Below are 15,574 nucleotides of genomic sequence, written 5' to 3' on the forward strand. Positions count from 1 at the left end.
GCTGCCCTTAGCCGGCAGCAGCGACCGGCGCCTCGTCGAACAGGCCGTAGACCCGCTCGGCCTTGGCAAATCCTGCGATCGGAAACTCGCCGAGATCGCTCCAGCCGCCGTCGTGAATGCCGGCGAAGCGTTCGGAAGCCACGACGGTGCGGCCGAGACGGCCGGCGATCTTCTCAAGCCGCGCGGCGAGATTGACCGCCGGGCCGATGCAGGTGAAGTCGAGCCGGTTGCCGCCGCCAATATTGCCGTAGAGCACGCGCCCGAGATGCAGCGCGACGCCGAAGCGGAAACGCTCGACGGCGTCGCCATTGGGAAATTGCAGCGCCTCGACCCCGGCGCGGGATGCGCGCGCCGCCTCCAGCACCCGCGAGCAGACCTGCACCTCGTCGCCGAGATATTCGTCGACCGGGAACACCGCGAGCAGGCCGTCGCCCATGAATTTGAGCACCTCGCCGCCATTGTCGCGGATCGCGGTGACCTGGCAATCGAAATAGAGGTTGAGGATCTCGACAACCGTCTCGGACGGCAAGCGGTCCGACAGCGCGGTGAAGCCGCGCAGGTCGGACAGCCAGATCGCCGCATCCATCGTATCGGCGCTACCGCGCCTGATCTGGCCGCCCAGGATGCGCTCGCCGGCCCGATTGCCGACATAGGTGTCGAGCAGCAGCGTGGCGGTACGGCGCAGGGTGACGATCTCGATGTAGCGCGACAGCGGGATAGTGATCGAGCGGATCGCATCGAGCTGCTCGTCGGTGAAGCCGCCCGGCTGCCTGGTGGTCCAGCTCGAGGCGTTGGGGGGGCCGGCGGTGTTGATCAGCGGCACGGCGATATAGTCGGTGACGCCCTCCGCCTGCAGATCCACGACGACCGGAAAGCGGGTGCTGGCGGGGTCGTCGAGCCGCGCGCGCACTTCAACGCCCTGCTTGAAGACCATCGACAGCGGGCTGACGGCATATTCCGGGGAGTCTTCGATGTTGTGACCGACGGTACCGGTCTCGACCTCGGAGCCCGGCTTCCAGAAGAAATGGCGGCCGTAGATCTCGGGATGCAGCGTGCGCACGAAGACGCCGACGCGCCACAGCGGCAGCCCGGCTCGCACCAGACGTTCGCAGCATTCCGCCATCATCTGCGCCGGTGTCGGCGCCGATCGCGCGCCGCCGATCATCCATGCGATGATGTCCCGAAGCTCCGACGCGTTCATGGCATTCCCCAGGTGAGCACCCGATCCGGTGGCCACCACTATATAGGGGATCAGCGCCCGGTCTGCCCGCGGTCGCGCAGAAAATGATCCGCCAGCACGCAGGCCATCATGGCCTCGCCCACCGGCACCGCGCGGATGCCGACGCAGGGGTCGTGGCGGCCCTTGGTCAGGATGTCGGTATCGGCGCCCTTGCGGTCCACGGTCCGGCGCGTGGTCAGGATCGAGGACGTCGGCTTGACCGCAAAGCGCACCACCACCGGCTGGCCGGTCGAGATGCCGCCGAGCACGCCGCCGGCATGGTTGGACAGGAAACGCGTTCCGTTATTGCCGGTCCGCATCTCGTCGGCGTTCTCTTCGCCCGTAAGCTCGGCGGCACCGAAGCCGGCGCCGATCTCGACGCCCTTGACGGCGTTGATGCTCATCATCGCCGAAGCCAGATCGCTATCGAGTTTCGCGTAGATCGGCGCGCCGAGCCCGGCCGGCACGCCCTCGGCGACGACCTCGATGACGGCGCCGATCGAGGAGCCGCTCTTCCTGATGCCGTCGAGATAGCTTTCGAAGAACGCCGCCTTGTCCTTGTCGGGACAGAAGAACGGGTTGTTGGCGATCTCGTCCCAGTCCCATTTTTCGCGGTCGATCTTGTGCGGCCCCATCTGCACCAGCGCGCCGCGCACCTTCACTTCGGGCAGGACTTTGCGCGCGATCGCGCCGGCGGCAACGCGGGTCGCGGTCTCGCGCGCGGAGGAGCGTCCGCCGCCGCGATAGTCGCGCAGGCCGTATTTCGCCTCATAGGTAAAGTCGGCATGGCCGGGGCGGAACTTGTCCTTGATCTCGGAATAGTCCTTCGAGCGCTGGTCGGTGTTCTCGATCAACAGCGCAATCGGCGTGCCGGTCGTGACCTGCACGCCGCTTTCCGGATGCGGCATCACGCCCGAGAGGATCTTCACCGCATCCGGCTCCTGGCGCTGGGTGGTGAAGCGCGACTGGCCCGGCCTGCGGCGGTCGAGGTCGTGCTGGATCTCCTCCACCGTCAAAGGGATCATCGGCGGACAGCCGTCCACCACGCAGCCGATCGCGACCCCATGGCTTTCGCCGAAGGTCGTGATACGGAACATATGGCCGAAAGTATTGAAGGACATGGCGTGTCGTAACGCGCAGGGTCGGCAGCGTCAAACGGGTTTCATGATCCCCGGAACGTGGCTGGCCGGGCGCCCTTAACTATACTTCTGCAGGCCCGCCGCGCTGAACACGTAGACCGCGCCCTGCTCGATTGTGAGGTCGGCGGCCGACGCCGGGGTCTCGAAGCCGAGCGCCACCATCAGCGCCCGCGCGGTGCCGCCATGGGCGACGGCGACGGTGTCCGAGGTCACCGAGCCGTACCACTCGGTCATCCGTGCCTGCACGTCGACATAGCTCTCGCCGCCCTCCGGCGCGACCTGCCACTTCTCGGCCAGGCGGCGGGCATAGACGACGGGGTCGGCGGCCTGCGCCTGCGCCAATGTCGAGCCTTCCCACGTCCCGTAGGCGATCTCGCGCAGCCGCGCGTCGAGGGCGTAGTCGCCCGGCGGCAGGCCAAGTTCGGTGCGCACCAGCTCCATGGTCGCGCGCGCCCGGACCAGCGGGCTTGCGACGAACGGCAGCGTCGTCTTGTCACGGCCATCGCGCGCCAGGAGATCGGCGAGGATGCGGCCGGCATGTGCCGCCTGGGCGCGGCCGCGCTCGTTGAGAGCAATATCCTGCACGCCCTGAAGCCGGCCTTCGGCGTTCCATGAGGTCTCGCCGTGGCGGATGTAGTAGGTCGTTGGCACCGGCATTCGCTTCGAATTTTTCTGGCCCGGAGGTACACCAGCACTTTGGCTGGCGACAAGCCCAAATCGGGCGCAGCCGAGGCGCTATGCGCGCAGGTCAGCGCAACCGGAATAGCGACGCCGTTAGGGTGTTATGTTTGATAAGGCGGCTGTCGCCGCGACCATCGAAGACTGGGATGCATGACCGCGTTTCGTCAAAGTGTCGAAGCCATGATTCCAGCGCTCCGCCGCTATGCGCGCGCGCTGGTGCGTGACTCGGATATCGCCGATGACCTGGTGCAGGACACGCTGGTGCGCGCGCTGCGCTCGGAGCGGCTGTTTCTCGGCGGCGACGTCAGGAGCTGGCTCTACACGATCCTGACCAATCTGAACAAGAACCGAAGGCGCTCGCTGGCGCGGCGGCCGGCCTTCATGCCGCTGCTCGACAACAATGCCGACGCCAGCGGCACCGAGGCCGAGGGACGCGACATCGAGCGCGCGCTGTCGACGCTGGTCGAGGAGCAGCGCTCGGTGCTGCTGCTCGTGATGCTGGAGGGCATGAGCTACCGGGAGGTCGCCGACATCCAGGGCGTACCGATCGGCACGGTGATGTCCCGCCTCGCCCGCGCGCGCGCCCATGTACGGGCCTCGATCGAGGGCCAGCGCCCGGCGCTCCGGCGGGTGAAATGATAATGTGCGCGATGGCAGGTGTTATGCATGAACGTTTTTCGAACAAGATTTGGCAGAGACGATTGATATGACCGACCCGAACATCCCCGTCACCGAAGACGAGCTGCACGCTTACGTCGACAACGAGCTGCCGGCCGAACGCCGTGGCGATGTCGAGGCGTGGCTCGCCACGCATCCCGACGACGCGGCGCGGGTGCAGTCATGGCGCGCGATGGCCGAGACGCTGCATGCGCGCTACGACACGGTGCTGGACGAGGCGGTGCCGAAGCGGCTCGAGCTCGAGCGGCTGGTGCGCCAGCCGCGGCGCTGGGTCTATGGCGCGGTGGCGGCGACGCTGATGGCCTTCATCGCCGGCGGCGGCGTCGGCTGGATCGCGCGCGGCGCCTCGGCGACGCCGTCGACCTACCAGAGCTTCACGCTCGATGCGCTGGATGCGCACCGGCTCTACGTGGTCGAGGTCCGTCATCCCGTCGAGGTGCCCGGCAGCGAGCGCGATCATCTGCAGCAATGGCTGACCAAGCGCTGCGGCTGGGACGTCCGTGCGCCGGACCTCACCGGGCTGAAGCTGGTCGGGGGTCGCCTGCTGCCGGGGCCGAGCGGACCGGCGTCGTTCCTGATGTATGAGAGCACGTCCGGCGAGCGCTTCACGGTCTACACCGCCAAGGCGAAAACCGAGGCGACCCAGATGCGCTATGCCGTGCAGGGCAGCGACGGCGCGCTGTTCTGGGCCGATCGCGGCGTCGCCTATGTCGTGAGCGGCGGCACCGACCGGACGCGCCTGACCCAGGTCGCGCAAGCCGTCTACGATCAGATGGAGAAGAACGGCGGCTGACCTCCCGTAGATTTACGGAAAATCAACCGCCGACATTGTGCCGTTTCGAGTAAGTGAATCCAGCCTCACTCAGCGTCCCAATTCCGACATTGAAAATTTCGATTCGCGTCATGGACGCGTCTCATTGTCGTACCGGATGCTCACGCGAAGATGATCCGCGCCCGATCCGCCGATCGGCGCACGCGGCCTCGATTGGGGTTTTGTGTACCGCGCTGGTCCCCCTCTCGAGGCCGCACTCTTTTTCCGCAATCCGATCTGCACGCCGCAGATTTGGACGTCGGACGGCCGGTCATTCTTTGACGCCCTCGCAATGCCCGCGTCTACCCCGATAGAGTCCGGGGTAGTGCAGTTTCGCGTCTTTAGCGTCTTTTGGGGCGCGCTCTCGGCGGTCAGCCGAGATCGCTGCGCGGATTGTAGGGATTTCGCTCCCGCCACGTCTGCATCAATGCCTCAAGCTCGGCATCGTTCCCGTCGGGAAGGATGATGCGGGTCGTGACGTAGAGGTCGCCGACAGCGCCCGCCTTCGCCAGCCCCTTGCCCTTGAGGCGGAAGGTACGGCCGCTGGAGGTGTTCTTCGGGATCGACAGTTCGACCGCGCTGCCGAGCGTCGGCACGCGGACCTTGCCGCCCAGCACCGCTTCGTAAAGGGTCACAGGCAGATCGATCCGGAGGTTGTTGCCGTCGACCTTGAAGAACGGATGCGGCGCGATCGAGATCGTGATCAGGAGGTCGCCGGGCGGATGGCCCTGCGCGGTGTCGCCCTGCCCCTTCAGCCGGATCTGCTGGCCTGCGGTGACGCCGGGCGGAATCTTGACGTTGAGCTCACGGCCGGTCGGCAGGCGCACGCGCTTGTCGCCGCCCCCGGCCGATTCCTCCAGCGACACCGTCATGGCGACCGAAAGATCGAGGTCGACGCCGACCCCGCCGCCTTCAAATTCAAACGGACTGGCCCGTCCCCCGCGCGCACCAGCGCCGCCACGCGCGGCGTTGCCGAACATGCTGTTGAGGATGTCCTCGAAGCTGCCGCCGCCCATGCCGCCACCGGGACCGGGGCCGCCGCGGAAGCTGTACTCGAAGCCGCCGGGACCTGTACGGCCGCCGGCGCCGCCGCCGGGGAAGCCCTGGAAGCGGGGCTTGCCGTCCGCATCGATCTCGCCGCGGTCGAACTGCTTGCGCTTGTCTTCGTCGCCGACGATCTCGTTGGCCGTGTTGATCTCCGCAAAGCGGGCAGCCGCCTTCGGGTCGTTGTTGTTATTGTCAGGGTGATGCTTCTTGGCGAGCTTGCGATAGGCGCTCTTGATCGTCGCAGCGCTGGCGCTCCGCTGCACCCCCAAGACCTCATAGGGGTCGCGCATCCGTCACGTCTCCTTCACGGGAAAATCAGCTTCGGCCGGGAACCCATCCGGGCCCGCTTTGCCTTCATGTGGGGGCTCAGTGGCATTTTTGCAACTAGCTTGGTGCCGGCATCAGCCGGAACTTTCAGGACTTGCTCTCAGGACTTGTTCCAAGGCTTCAGGCTATGGATTTGCCACCGGCCTTGTCCAGCCCTGCAGGCGGCGCCCTGCAGCCAGGTCTCGGTGGCTCCATTGACATAGCTGGCGAGGAAATCCCGGCACGTCTTGCCGTCCTCGCCGGCATAGGCTTGGGCCAACGGCGTCACCGAGCCGCGCGCACCGGTCTGGGGATTTTCCCAGGGCTGGCTTGAATCCTTGTCGCCCTTGGTCAGCACATCGGAGGCGGCGTTGCGGGCAAAGGCGAGATCGCCGTCGGTCGGCATCACCGCGCTGACCTGGGTCGGGTTGATCGAGCCCGTCACATCCTTGTCGTCCATCTTGGCGAAAGCATCGGTGCGCGACAGGCTGCAGCCGCTTGCGCCGACGCCGATCAGGATCAAGGTCACCACCGCGCCCGCGGGGTGGATCGCCGATAGGCCAACGCGCCCCCATGCCCTATATAGGGCTAGAAACGCGCTCTCGGACGCGGGCGAATGCAAATCGGGACTCCTGACATGACCGACACGACCTCCATCAAACACCCGACACCGTTAACATCGGGTGATTTCACCGCAGCGGAGGAGCCGTTCGCCCTGTTCGGCGAATGGTTTGCGGAAGCGGTCAAGTCCGAGCCGAACGATCCGAACGCGATGGCGCTCGCAACCGTCGATGCCGACGGGCTGCCCGACGTGCGGATGGTGCTGATGAAGGGCTTCGACGCCGACGGCTTCGTGTTCTACAGCCACATCGCCAGCGCCAAGGGCCGCGAATTGGCGGCAAACCCCAAGGCCGCTTTACTGTTCCATTGGAAATCGCTGCGCCGCCAGGTGCGCATCCGCGGGCCGGTGACGCCGGTGACCGACGCCGAGGCCGACGCCTATTTCGCCACACGGCCGAAGCAGGCGCAGATCGGCGCCTGGGCCAGCAAGCAATCGCAGCCGCTGGAGAGCCGCTTCGCCTTCGAGCAGGCGATCGCCAAGGCCGGCGCGAAATACGTCATCGGCGAGGTGCCGCGTCCGCCGGGCTGGAGCGGCTGGCGGATCACGCCGCAGCGCTTCGAGTTCTGGCACGACCGCCCGTTCCGCCTGCACGATCGCATCGAATTCCGTCGCGATGCCGGCAGTGCATGGTCGAAGGTGCGGCTCTATCCGTGATGACGACAGCTTAAAAGACGCCAACCTGAAAGACACCATGTCCCCTCCTTCCAACGCGCCGCGCCGTACCCTGCTCCTGACCGGTGCCAGCCGCGGCATCGGTCACGCCACCGCGATCCGCTTTGCTTCCGCCGGCTGGCGCGTCATCACCTGCTCGCGGCATGCATTTCCCGAAGTCTGCCCCTGGGGCGCTGGACCGGAAGATCACATCGAGGTCGATTTCGGCGACCATGACGACACCGTTCGCGCGATCAGCGAGATCCGCAAACGGCTGGTGAACGACGAGTTGCACGCGCTCGTCAACAATGCCGCGATCTCGCCGAAGGGGGCAGGCGGCGCGCGGCTCGGGACCATGGACACCGATGTCGAGACATGGCTGCACGTGTTCCGCGTCAACTTCTTCGCGCCCATCATGCTGGCCCGCGGACTGATCGACGAGCTCAGGCACGCCAAAGGCGCAGTGGTGAACGTCACCTCGATCGCGGGCTCGCGCGTGCATCCGTTCGCCGGCGTTGCCTACGCGACCTCGAAAGCCGCGCTGGCATCATTGACGCGGGAAATGGCATCCGACTTCGGCCGCGTCGGTGTCCGCGTCAATTCGATCGCACCGGGCGAGATCGATACTTCGATCCTGTCGCCGGGCACCGAGAAGATCGTTGATCAACAAATCCCGATGCATCGCCTCGGCACTCCGGACGAGGTCGCCAAGATCATCTATGTGCTGTGCACCGAGACCAGCTCCTATGTGAACGGCGCCGAGATCCACATCAACGGTGGCCAGCACGTCTGAGCTTTGGCTTGGATGGGAATTGGGGGGAGAGAGGTTCGAGGCGATCCCGGCCGCCGCCGCGGCCGTACTCCAAGGATTGCTTCGATTGCAGGCGTAACGACGCAGACGAGGCTTCTGCCTCCAAAAGGCCTCAGCCTCTAGTCGGCGTAGAACCGGCGAGACTTCTTCTCAAACGGCTGCAGCGCGATGTCGTTCAACGCGCTGGAGCATTCGTCTTCGTCCTCGCCATCCAACATCGCAGCGCCACAGTAGCGGCAAAGTCTCGGCGAGATCGCCTGCACCTTGCCTGCTGCGCGGTCTTGTTGATAGCGCGCAAAGTCGATGACGTTACGCCGTGGCGTTATGATCTTCTCAACCATTGCTGTCCTCCGGCTTCGAGGCGGGCGTTATCGCAGACAAGTTTCGCCCAAACGTTCAGCGCAACACTCAAATTTTAGGAGAGCAAATAAGGCAGAAAACGCGTCCCAAAACGCGACGTGTGGAACCGGTTTACAGCCACTTCTTCCACTTGAAGATCCAGTACGGCACGATCGCCGCGATCAGCATCAGCACCAGCGCGTACGGATAGCCGTGCACCCATTCGAGTTCCGGCATGAGCTTGAAATTCATGCCGTAGATCGAGGCAATCAGCGTCGGCGGCATCAGGACCACCGCCATCACCGAGAACAGCTTGATGATGTTGTTCTGTTCCAGATTGACCACACCGAGCATGGCGTCGAGCACGAAGGTGATCTTGCTGGAGAGATAGGAAGCGTGGTCGGTCAGTGAGGCCACGTCACGCTGCATGGTCTTGAGCTGCTCACGCATGTCCTTGGACCATTTCACGCCTTCCACGATCGCCGAAAGGAACGTGACGAGGCGGCCGATCGAGACCAGGCTTTCGCGGACCTTCGAGGTCAGGTCGCCCTTTCGGCCGATCGCGATCAGGATTTGCGAATATTGCTTGGCGTGGCCGTGGCGCTCGCTCTCCGGCTCGAAGATGTCGTGGGAGACCTGGTCGATGTCGGCCCCGCACCGCTCCAGGAGGTCGGCGCAGCGGTCGATCACCGCATCCAGCAGTTCCATCAGCACCTGCTCGCCGGTGATGCCGGGCGCACAGGAGCGCGCCAGCTTGTTCTCGACCAGTGCAAACGGTTTCGGCAGGTCGTAACGCACCGTGACCAGCCGATGGCTGGTCAGGATGAAGGTGACGGCCGTGGTGCGCGGCATGTCGGTGTCGGATTGGCACATCAGTGTCGCGGTCATGTAGCGCGCGCTGTTCTCGATATAGAGCCGGCTGGAGATCTCGATCTCCTGCATGTCTTCCCGGGTCGGAACCGCGATCCCCGCGAGCTTCTCGACGGCCCGGTCCTCCTCAACGGTCGGGTTCACCAGGTCGACCCAGACCGCGCTCTCCGGGAGCGCGTCGAGGTCGGTCGCGGCGGCCTTCTTGAGGGACAGATCGGAGGGAACGAACACCGACAGCATTACGAACTCCGAGAAACAGGGCTGGAAACAGGGCGGGCAAGACCCGTCGACTTAGCGCGATTCTGGATGGCGCTTCATGACCGGGACATTAACCGGACATCCACCTTTGTGGCGGCCAGGCGGCGGTGAATGTGACGTTGAAGCGGCTTCGACTGGACAACCGTTGCCTGTTTGCACAAAAACTGGCCCTACACCAGATGACTTGCGGCAAAAAAGCCACAGGCGACGTCCCGCGATGCGGGAAAGGCATCTAAACTCTGGGAATAATGGCACGTCTCGGCAATAATGCTCGTCATGGAATCGTGGCGTTTTGGGCGCAATCGTGGCGCTTTGAGACGCGGATTTTCGATTGGAATGTAATCATGTCGTCGTTCAAAGTTACCTTTGGGATCCTGGCCGCGGGCCTCATGTTGTCGGGCTGCATGCAGGCCACGACCTATGAGGCAACCAACACCGCCGCCTTCAAGCCGCATGACAAGGAACTGCTGGCCAAGACCACCTACGTCAAGACACCGGTGGCCGAGCCGTTCCGCCGCGCCATCGTCGAGTATCACCGCAAGGAAGCCCCCGGCTCCATCGTGGTCGATTCCGACAACCATTACCTCTACTACGTGATGAACGACGGCAAGGCGATCCGCTACGGCATCACCGTCGGCGAACAAGCCATGGCCTGGTCCGGCATTGCCAAGGTCGGCAGCATGACCGAATGGCCGGCTTGGCATCCCACCCCCGGCGAAATCTCGCGCCTCGGCGTTCCGACCTTCGTGGCCCCCGGCCCGGACAATCCGATGGGCTCGCGCGCGATGTATCTCTACTCGGGCGGCAAGGACACGCTGTTCCGCATCCACGGCACCAACCAGCCGGAATACATCGGGTCGTCGATCTCCTCGGGCTGCATCCGCATGACCAACGAGGACGTCATCGACCTCTACAACCGCGTCAAGCTCGGCACCATCGTCGTGGTGCTGGAGCCGAAGCACGGCGACTCGCCCTACAAGCCGCAGATGGCGCTGCAGGGTGCCGGCGGCACCACCTACTGATCGTCTTTACGTCGCCATCGCGATCAAAGGCGCCGGCTTTGCCGGCGCTTTTTTGTTGGCTGTGGCTTGGTCTCGGCAGCGCCGTCGGGTGCGGCCCCATCATCTGACTTCGCCGCATCCGGCTCACCGGCCTTGCCGCGGTCGGCTTCGGACGCGTCAGGCTTGGATGAGGCCGGCTTGGATGCGTCCGATTTTGCGGCGACCTCGCGCGGCGGCGCCTCTTCGGGGCGCCCGGCCGGCAACAGCGGCGCGACACGCGGCAGCGGATCGTAAACGTTCCACTGGCAGATCCGGTAATTGTTACGACGCTCCATCAGGTCGAGATGGACGTGGTCCTCGTGGTACCAGTCCGAGCCCGGACCGAGCACGGTAGAGAAGCGGGCGCAGACCGAATGCAGCACGGTCTCGCGCAGATCGCGCGGCACACTGCGGTCGGTCAGCGAGATCGACTTGCCGTTGGCGAGACCGAACGCGCGTACGTCGAGCGCATTGGCGCGGCCGTGTTCTGAGAGCTGCGCGCCCACGACGCGATTGCGGCCGCGGCATTCGAATGAATCGAAATTATCGAGATTGCTGATCCCGCCCCCGAGGCTCTGCGCCAGCGGCGCGATATCGGTGCGGACCCAGTCGGCGACCGCACTGGCCATCTTGCAGCGGAGGATCGCCGCGGGCTTGACCGCGACCTTGCGCTTGTCCGGCAGCACGATGGCCTCGAGCCGCACCAGATCCTCGCCGCCGCAGCCGCCGGCGCCGTGGATATCCGGAATGCTCGGCGCGATCGCGATCTCCTCGGTGAGTGCCTGCCGGCAGGCCGAAAGCTGCGGCGGGGGCGGCTCGGCGGGTTTGGCTGCCTCGGCTGGCCTCGCCGTCGCGCCGGGCCTGGCAGCCTCAGCAGGCGCGGCCGGTGGCTGTGCTGCGGCCGCGGGCGGCGCTGGCTCCGCGGCCGCAGGCGCTTTCGTTGCTGGCGGCGCCTCCGCGGGGCGCGGCTTCGGCAGAGGCACGGCCGAGCGCCGGACCGGCTTGTGGGCCCTTTGCGGCCGGACACCGAACAAATCGTCCCAGGGAAAGCCAGGCGCGCCGCGGGCGGCCTGCGCGGGCCCGGCTTGCATGCCAAGGCAAAGCAGCGCGGCGGTAGCGGTAACCATTGCCGCGGCGGCGCGACGAAACGCACCATCAGGCCATTTTCGGCTTGCTTTCTCCGCGCTACAGTTCATGTCAGTTCCATGATTTTACTGCCGGCCGTCCAAGATGCCGGCGGATCATGCGTGAGGATCGAGGAGGGATTTGCGTATGCTTGGCTTGATGCAAGATTGGCCCTTGCTGTGTCACAAGATTATTGAGCACGCCGCCAAATATCACGGCACGCAGGAAGTGGTGAGCCGGTCGGTCGAAGGCCCCATTCATCGCACCACCTACGCCCAAATCCATGCCCGCGCCCTGAAGGTCTCGCAGAGCCTGGAACGCGACGGCATCAAGCTCGGCGACCGCGTCGCTACGATCGCCTGGAACACCTGGCGCCACCTCGAAGTCTGGTACGGCATCATGGGAATCGGCGCGATCTGCCATACGGTCAATCCACGACTGTTTCCGGAACAGATCGCCTGGATCGTCAACCACGCCCAGGACCGCATCGTCATCACCGACCTCACCTTCGTTCCGGTGCTGGAGAAGATCGCCAGCCAGCTGCCGAGCGTCGAGCGCTACGTGGTGCTGACCGACAAGGCGCACATGCCGCAGACCACGCTGAAGAACGTGGTCGCCTATGAGGACTGGATCGCGGCATCCGACGGCAAGTTCGAGTGGAAGACCTTCGACGAGAACACCGCCGCGGCGATGTGCTACACCTCCGGCACGACGGGCGATCCCAAGGGTGTCCTGTATTCGCACCGGTCCAACGTGTTGCACGCGCTGATGGCCAACTCGAAGGACGCGCTCGGCACCTCCGCCGCGGACACAATGCTTCCGGTGGTGCCCTTGTTCCATGCCAACAGCTGGGGCATCGCGTTCTCCGCACCGTCGATGGGCACCAAGCTGGTGATGCCCGGCCCGAAGCTCGACGGCGCCTCGGTGTACGAATTGCTGTCGACCGAGAAGGTCACCCACACCGCGGGTGTCCCGACAGTGTGGCTGATGCTGCTGCAATACATGGCGGCCAACAACGTCAAGCTGCCGGATCTGCAGATGGTGATCTGCGGCGGCTCGGCGATGCCGCGCTCGATGATCAAGGCATTCCTCGACATGGGCAGCCAGGTGCGCCACGCCTGGGGCATGACCGAGATGAGCCCTCTCGGCACGCTGGCCACGCTGAAGCCGCCGTTCACCGATCGCAGCGGCGAGGAGCGGCTCGACATCCTGCAGACCCAGGGCTACCCGCCGTTCGGCGTGGAGATGAAGATCACCGACGATGCCGGCAAGGAGTTGCCGTGGGACGGCAAGACCTTCGGCCGCCTCAAGGTCTCCGGCCCCGCGATCGCCAAGGCCTACTTCCGGGTCGATAGCAACATCCTCGACGATGCAGGCTTTTTCGACACCGGCGACGTCTCCACGATGGACGAGCACGGCTACATGCGGATCACCGACCGCTCCAAGGACGTGATCAAGTCAGGTGGCGAATGGATCTCCTCGATCGATCTCGAGAACCTCGCGGTTGGCCACCCGGCGGTGGCGGAAGCAGCCGTGATCGGCGTCCATCACCCCAAATGGGACGAGCGGCCGCTCCTCATCGTGCAGCTCAAGCAGGGCGAGAGCGCCACGCGCGAGGACATCCTGAAGTTCATGGATGGCAAGATCGCCAAATGGTGGATGCCCGACGACGTCGCCTTCGTCGACGGCATTCCCCACACCGCGACTGGCAAGATCCTGAAGACCGCGCTGCGCGACCAGTTCAAGGATTACACCTTCCCGACCGCCGCGGCGTAGGCGGCCGTCTTATCCTCGCCTGGAGGGGGAGGATCGGTTCGCATGAAGCGCAGCGGAATGCGAACCGAGGTGGGATGACAGTCCCTCGATTGAAGCAGTGCCCGTGCTGAAGGATCACCCCACCCCGCCGCTCATTTCATTCGCGTCGCCCCTCCCCATCCAGGGGAGGGTAAGAGCACCACCCCAAATCCCTTGAATTCGCCGCAGGTCCGTGGTCTCACACGATCATTGGCGGCGGCTGAGGTCGCCGGGGGCAATCTCAACCGGCAGATTATTCGACGATGGCGCGCAGGTTTTCCGCTCCCTACCAGCAGGAGCCCGTGTCCGGTCTCGCCACCTGGTCGCGCAACCTCGCCATCTTCTCCGTCGTTGCGGTGGTGGTCTCGATCCTGATCGTCCGCTTCGGCTTCCTGGAGGTCAAACCGGCGCTCGCGACCTTCTTCGGCGCACTGGGCCTCGCCGGCCTGTCGATCCTGCTCGGGCTGGCCGCCTTCGCCGCGATCTGGCAGAACGGCACCCGCGGCATGGGCCGGATCCTGCTCGCCTTCCTGATCGCCGCCGCGGTCCTCGCCTACCCGGGCTACCTGACCTATCAGTACCGCAAGCTGCCGCGGCTCTACGACGTCACCACCGATCCGATCGACCCGCCGAAATTCGAGGCGCTGGCGCGGCTGCGCACCGGCGAAGGCACCAATCCGGCCGCCTACGCCGGCCTCGCTTCGGCCGAGCGGCAGCGCGCGGCCTATCCCGATATCGAAACCGTCGAACTGGAAACCCCGGTCGATCGTGCCTATGAGATGACCCTGCGGCTGGTGAACCGCCGCAAATGGCTCGTCATCGACGCACGCGCGCCGCAGCCGCCGCGCCGGATCGGCCGCATCGAGGCGGTGGCACGCACGCCGATCATGGGTTTCCGCGAGGACGTCTCGATCCGGGTCACGCCCGACGACGAGGACTCGCGCGTCGATATCCGCTCTGCCTCGCGCTATTTCGACACCGATCTCGGCAGCAACGCCGCGCGGGTCAAGAAGCTGATCGAGGACCTCAACAGCGCCGCCGACAACGAAAACGCCAAGCCGGCGAAGAAGGCGGCCCCGGTCGCGCCGAAGGCGCCGCCGGCGAAGTCGGTGAAGAAGTGACGCGCTAGCGTCATTCCAGGGCATCGCGCAGCGATGAGCCCGGAATCCATCGGGCTCCACGGTGAAATGGATTCCGGGTTCTCGCTTCGCGAGCCCCGGAATGACGAGCTAGCCCATCCTGTACGTGCCGCCGATCACGGGATCGCCATCCGTCGCCACGACGCCGCGCGCGACCAGATCCTCCAGATGCGCCAGCACCGAATAGCCGGCGGCATTGGCGAGGCGCGGATCGAGCCCGATATAGATCGCCCGCACCATGGTCGGGATGTCGGCCTCGCCCTTGCCGAGGCGATGCAGGATCGACGCCTCGCGCGCCCGGCGATGCCGCGCCAGAAAACGGACATAGCGCGGGCCTTCCGGAATCTCCGGGCCGTGGCCTGAGAAATAGAGCTGTTCGGGCCGCTGCTCCAGCTGCTCCAGCGAGGCCATGTAGTCGATCATCGAACCGTCGGGCGGCGCCACAATCGAGGTCGACCAGCCCATCACATGGTCGCCGACGAAATTGATGCTGCGCTCGGCCCACGCAAACGCCAAATGGTTGGCGGTGTGGCCGGGGGTCGCGACCGCCTCCAGCGCGAAGCCCGCGCCCTCGATGACGTCGCCGTGCTTGACCTCGATGTCGGGCCGGAAATCGCGGTCAGCGCCGGATTCCGGATTGTGCTTCTCGCTCTCGAAACGCGGGCGCGAGGCGCGGTGCGGCCCCTCGGCATAGACAGGCGCGCCGGTCGCGGCCTTGATCCGCGGCGTGTTCGGCGAGTGGTCGCGATGGGTATGGGTGACCAGGATGTGGGTCACGGTCTCGCCCCTGACCGCATCGAGCAGCGCCTTCGCATGCGCCTCATCGTCGGGACCGGGATCGATGATCGCAACCTTGCCCTGCCCCACGATGTAGCTCACCGTGCCGGTGAAGGTGAACGGGCTCGGGTTGTTGCAGAGGACGCGGCGCACGCCGGGCCGGACCTGTTCGACCACGCCGGGCTTCAGCGGAAAGTCGCGGTTGAACGGGATGTCGTCGTTGTCGGCCATGCGGACCTCTTAGCGTCATTCCGGGATGGCCCGTAA

At 65.4% G+C, this 15,574-nt stretch carries 16 protein-coding genes; 7 read left to right on the plus strand and 9 right to left on the minus strand.

Features of this window, described 5'->3' with window-relative positions; genetic code table 11:
• Positions 1–7 precede the first annotated feature (7 nt).
• The 3 genes from BraRD5C2_RS16920 to BraRD5C2_RS16930 form a co-directional block, all read right to left on the minus strand.
• The gene (locus tag BraRD5C2_RS16920) at positions 8–1,201 is read right to left on the minus strand and encodes an adenylate/guanylate cyclase domain-containing protein (RefSeq protein ID WP_223969853.1); all 1,194 of its coding nucleotides are present in this window, start codon (positions 1,199–1,201) and stop codon (positions 8–10) included.
• Positions 1,202–1,251: 50 nt separating this feature from the next.
• Positions 1,252–2,340, minus strand: a complete 1,089-nt coding sequence (gene aroC, locus BraRD5C2_RS16925; protein WP_223969854.1) for a chorismate synthase — start codon at positions 2,338–2,340, stop codon at positions 1,252–1,254.
• A gap of 75 nt (positions 2,341–2,415) precedes the next feature.
• Positions 2,416–3,015, minus strand: coding sequence for a histidine phosphatase family protein (locus tag BraRD5C2_RS16930; protein ID WP_223969855.1), 600 nt, complete (start codon positions 3,013–3,015; stop codon positions 2,416–2,418).
• A gap of 174 nt (positions 3,016–3,189) precedes the next feature.
• On the opposite strand from BraRD5C2_RS16930, the gene BraRD5C2_RS16935 reads away from it, so the two are divergent.
• Together BraRD5C2_RS16935 and BraRD5C2_RS16940 are read left to right on the plus strand one after the other, a co-directional pair.
• Positions 3,190–3,678 carry a sigma-70 family RNA polymerase sigma factor gene (locus tag BraRD5C2_RS16935; RefSeq protein ID WP_092124724.1) on the plus strand — a complete coding sequence of 163 codons (489 nt, stop codon included), beginning with the start codon at positions 3,190–3,192 and terminating at the stop codon, positions 3,676–3,678.
• 67 nt (positions 3,679–3,745) lie between these two features.
• The gene (locus BraRD5C2_RS16940) at positions 3,746–4,510 is read left to right on the plus strand and encodes an anti-sigma factor family protein (protein WP_223969856.1); all 765 of its coding nucleotides are present in this window, start codon (positions 3,746–3,748) and stop codon (positions 4,508–4,510) included.
• Between the two features lie 389 nt (positions 4,511–4,899).
• Here the strand turns inward: BraRD5C2_RS16940 and BraRD5C2_RS16945 are convergent, their stop codons facing one another.
• On the minus strand, positions 4,900–5,865 hold the full coding sequence (locus BraRD5C2_RS16945; protein ID WP_223969857.1) for a DnaJ C-terminal domain-containing protein: 966 nt from the start codon (positions 5,863–5,865) through the stop codon (positions 4,900–4,902).
• A 137-nt stretch (positions 5,866–6,002) separates the two neighbouring features.
• Positions 6,003–6,410: an RT0821/Lpp0805 family surface protein gene (locus BraRD5C2_RS16950; protein ID WP_223969858.1), complete on the minus strand. Its 408-nt coding sequence runs from the start codon at positions 6,408–6,410 to the stop codon at positions 6,003–6,005.
• 108 nt (positions 6,411–6,518) lie between these two features.
• Between BraRD5C2_RS16950 and pdxH the strand changes: the two genes are divergently transcribed.
• A complete protein-coding gene (pdxH, locus tag BraRD5C2_RS16955; RefSeq protein WP_223969859.1) occupies positions 6,519–7,157 on the plus strand; it encodes a pyridoxamine 5'-phosphate oxidase in 639 nt (212 codons plus the stop codon).
• A gap of 37 nt (positions 7,158–7,194) precedes the next feature.
• A complete protein-coding gene (locus tag BraRD5C2_RS16960; protein WP_223969860.1) occupies positions 7,195–7,947 on the plus strand; it encodes an SDR family NAD(P)-dependent oxidoreductase in 753 nt (250 codons plus the stop codon).
• Between the two features lie 137 nt (positions 7,948–8,084).
• Here the strand turns inward: BraRD5C2_RS16960 and BraRD5C2_RS16965 are convergent, their stop codons facing one another.
• Together BraRD5C2_RS16965 and BraRD5C2_RS16970 are read right to left on the minus strand one after the other, a co-directional pair.
• Positions 8,085–8,306 (minus strand): hypothetical protein, encoded by a 222-nt coding sequence (locus BraRD5C2_RS16965; RefSeq protein WP_223969861.1) that lies wholly within the window; start codon positions 8,304–8,306, stop codon positions 8,085–8,087.
• A 130-nt stretch (positions 8,307–8,436) separates the two neighbouring features.
• Positions 8,437–9,414: a magnesium transporter CorA family protein gene (locus BraRD5C2_RS16970; protein WP_223969862.1), complete on the minus strand. Its 978-nt coding sequence runs from the start codon at positions 9,412–9,414 to the stop codon at positions 8,437–8,439.
• Positions 9,415–9,776: 362 nt separating this feature from the next.
• Here BraRD5C2_RS16970 and BraRD5C2_RS16975 point away from each other — a divergent pair, with 362 nt between their 5' ends.
• Positions 9,777–10,454, plus strand: coding sequence for a L,D-transpeptidase (locus BraRD5C2_RS16975; RefSeq protein WP_223969863.1), 678 nt, complete (start codon positions 9,777–9,779; stop codon positions 10,452–10,454).
• Between the two features lie 23 nt (positions 10,455–10,477).
• On the opposite strand, the gene BraRD5C2_RS16980 is transcribed toward BraRD5C2_RS16975, so the two are convergent.
• Positions 10,478–11,668: an extensin family protein gene (locus BraRD5C2_RS16980; protein WP_374708009.1), complete on the minus strand. Its 1,191-nt coding sequence runs from the start codon at positions 11,666–11,668 to the stop codon at positions 10,478–10,480.
• Between the two features lie 76 nt (positions 11,669–11,744).
• On the opposite strand from BraRD5C2_RS16980, the gene BraRD5C2_RS16985 reads away from it, so the two are divergent.
• Both BraRD5C2_RS16985 and BraRD5C2_RS16990 read left to right on the plus strand, forming a co-directional pair.
• Positions 11,745–13,373 carry a 3-(methylthio)propionyl-CoA ligase gene (locus BraRD5C2_RS16985; protein ID WP_223969865.1) on the plus strand — a complete coding sequence of 543 codons (1,629 nt, stop codon included), beginning with the start codon at positions 11,745–11,747 and terminating at the stop codon, positions 13,371–13,373.
• A gap of 281 nt (positions 13,374–13,654) precedes the next feature.
• On the plus strand, positions 13,655–14,512 hold the full coding sequence (locus BraRD5C2_RS16990; RefSeq protein WP_223969866.1) for a DUF1499 domain-containing protein: 858 nt from the start codon (positions 13,655–13,657) through the stop codon (positions 14,510–14,512).
• Between the two features lie 108 nt (positions 14,513–14,620).
• On the opposite strand, the gene BraRD5C2_RS16995 is transcribed toward BraRD5C2_RS16990, so the two are convergent.
• Positions 14,621–15,538 (minus strand): MBL fold metallo-hydrolase, encoded by a 918-nt coding sequence (locus tag BraRD5C2_RS16995; RefSeq protein WP_223969867.1) that lies wholly within the window; start codon positions 15,536–15,538, stop codon positions 14,621–14,623.
• Between the last annotated feature and the right edge of the window lie 36 nt (positions 15,539–15,574).

Origin of the sequence: Bradyrhizobium sp. RD5-C2 (assembly GCF_019972155.1) — a bacterium.
Lineage (GTDB): Bacteria > Pseudomonadota > Alphaproteobacteria > Rhizobiales > Xanthobacteraceae > Bradyrhizobium.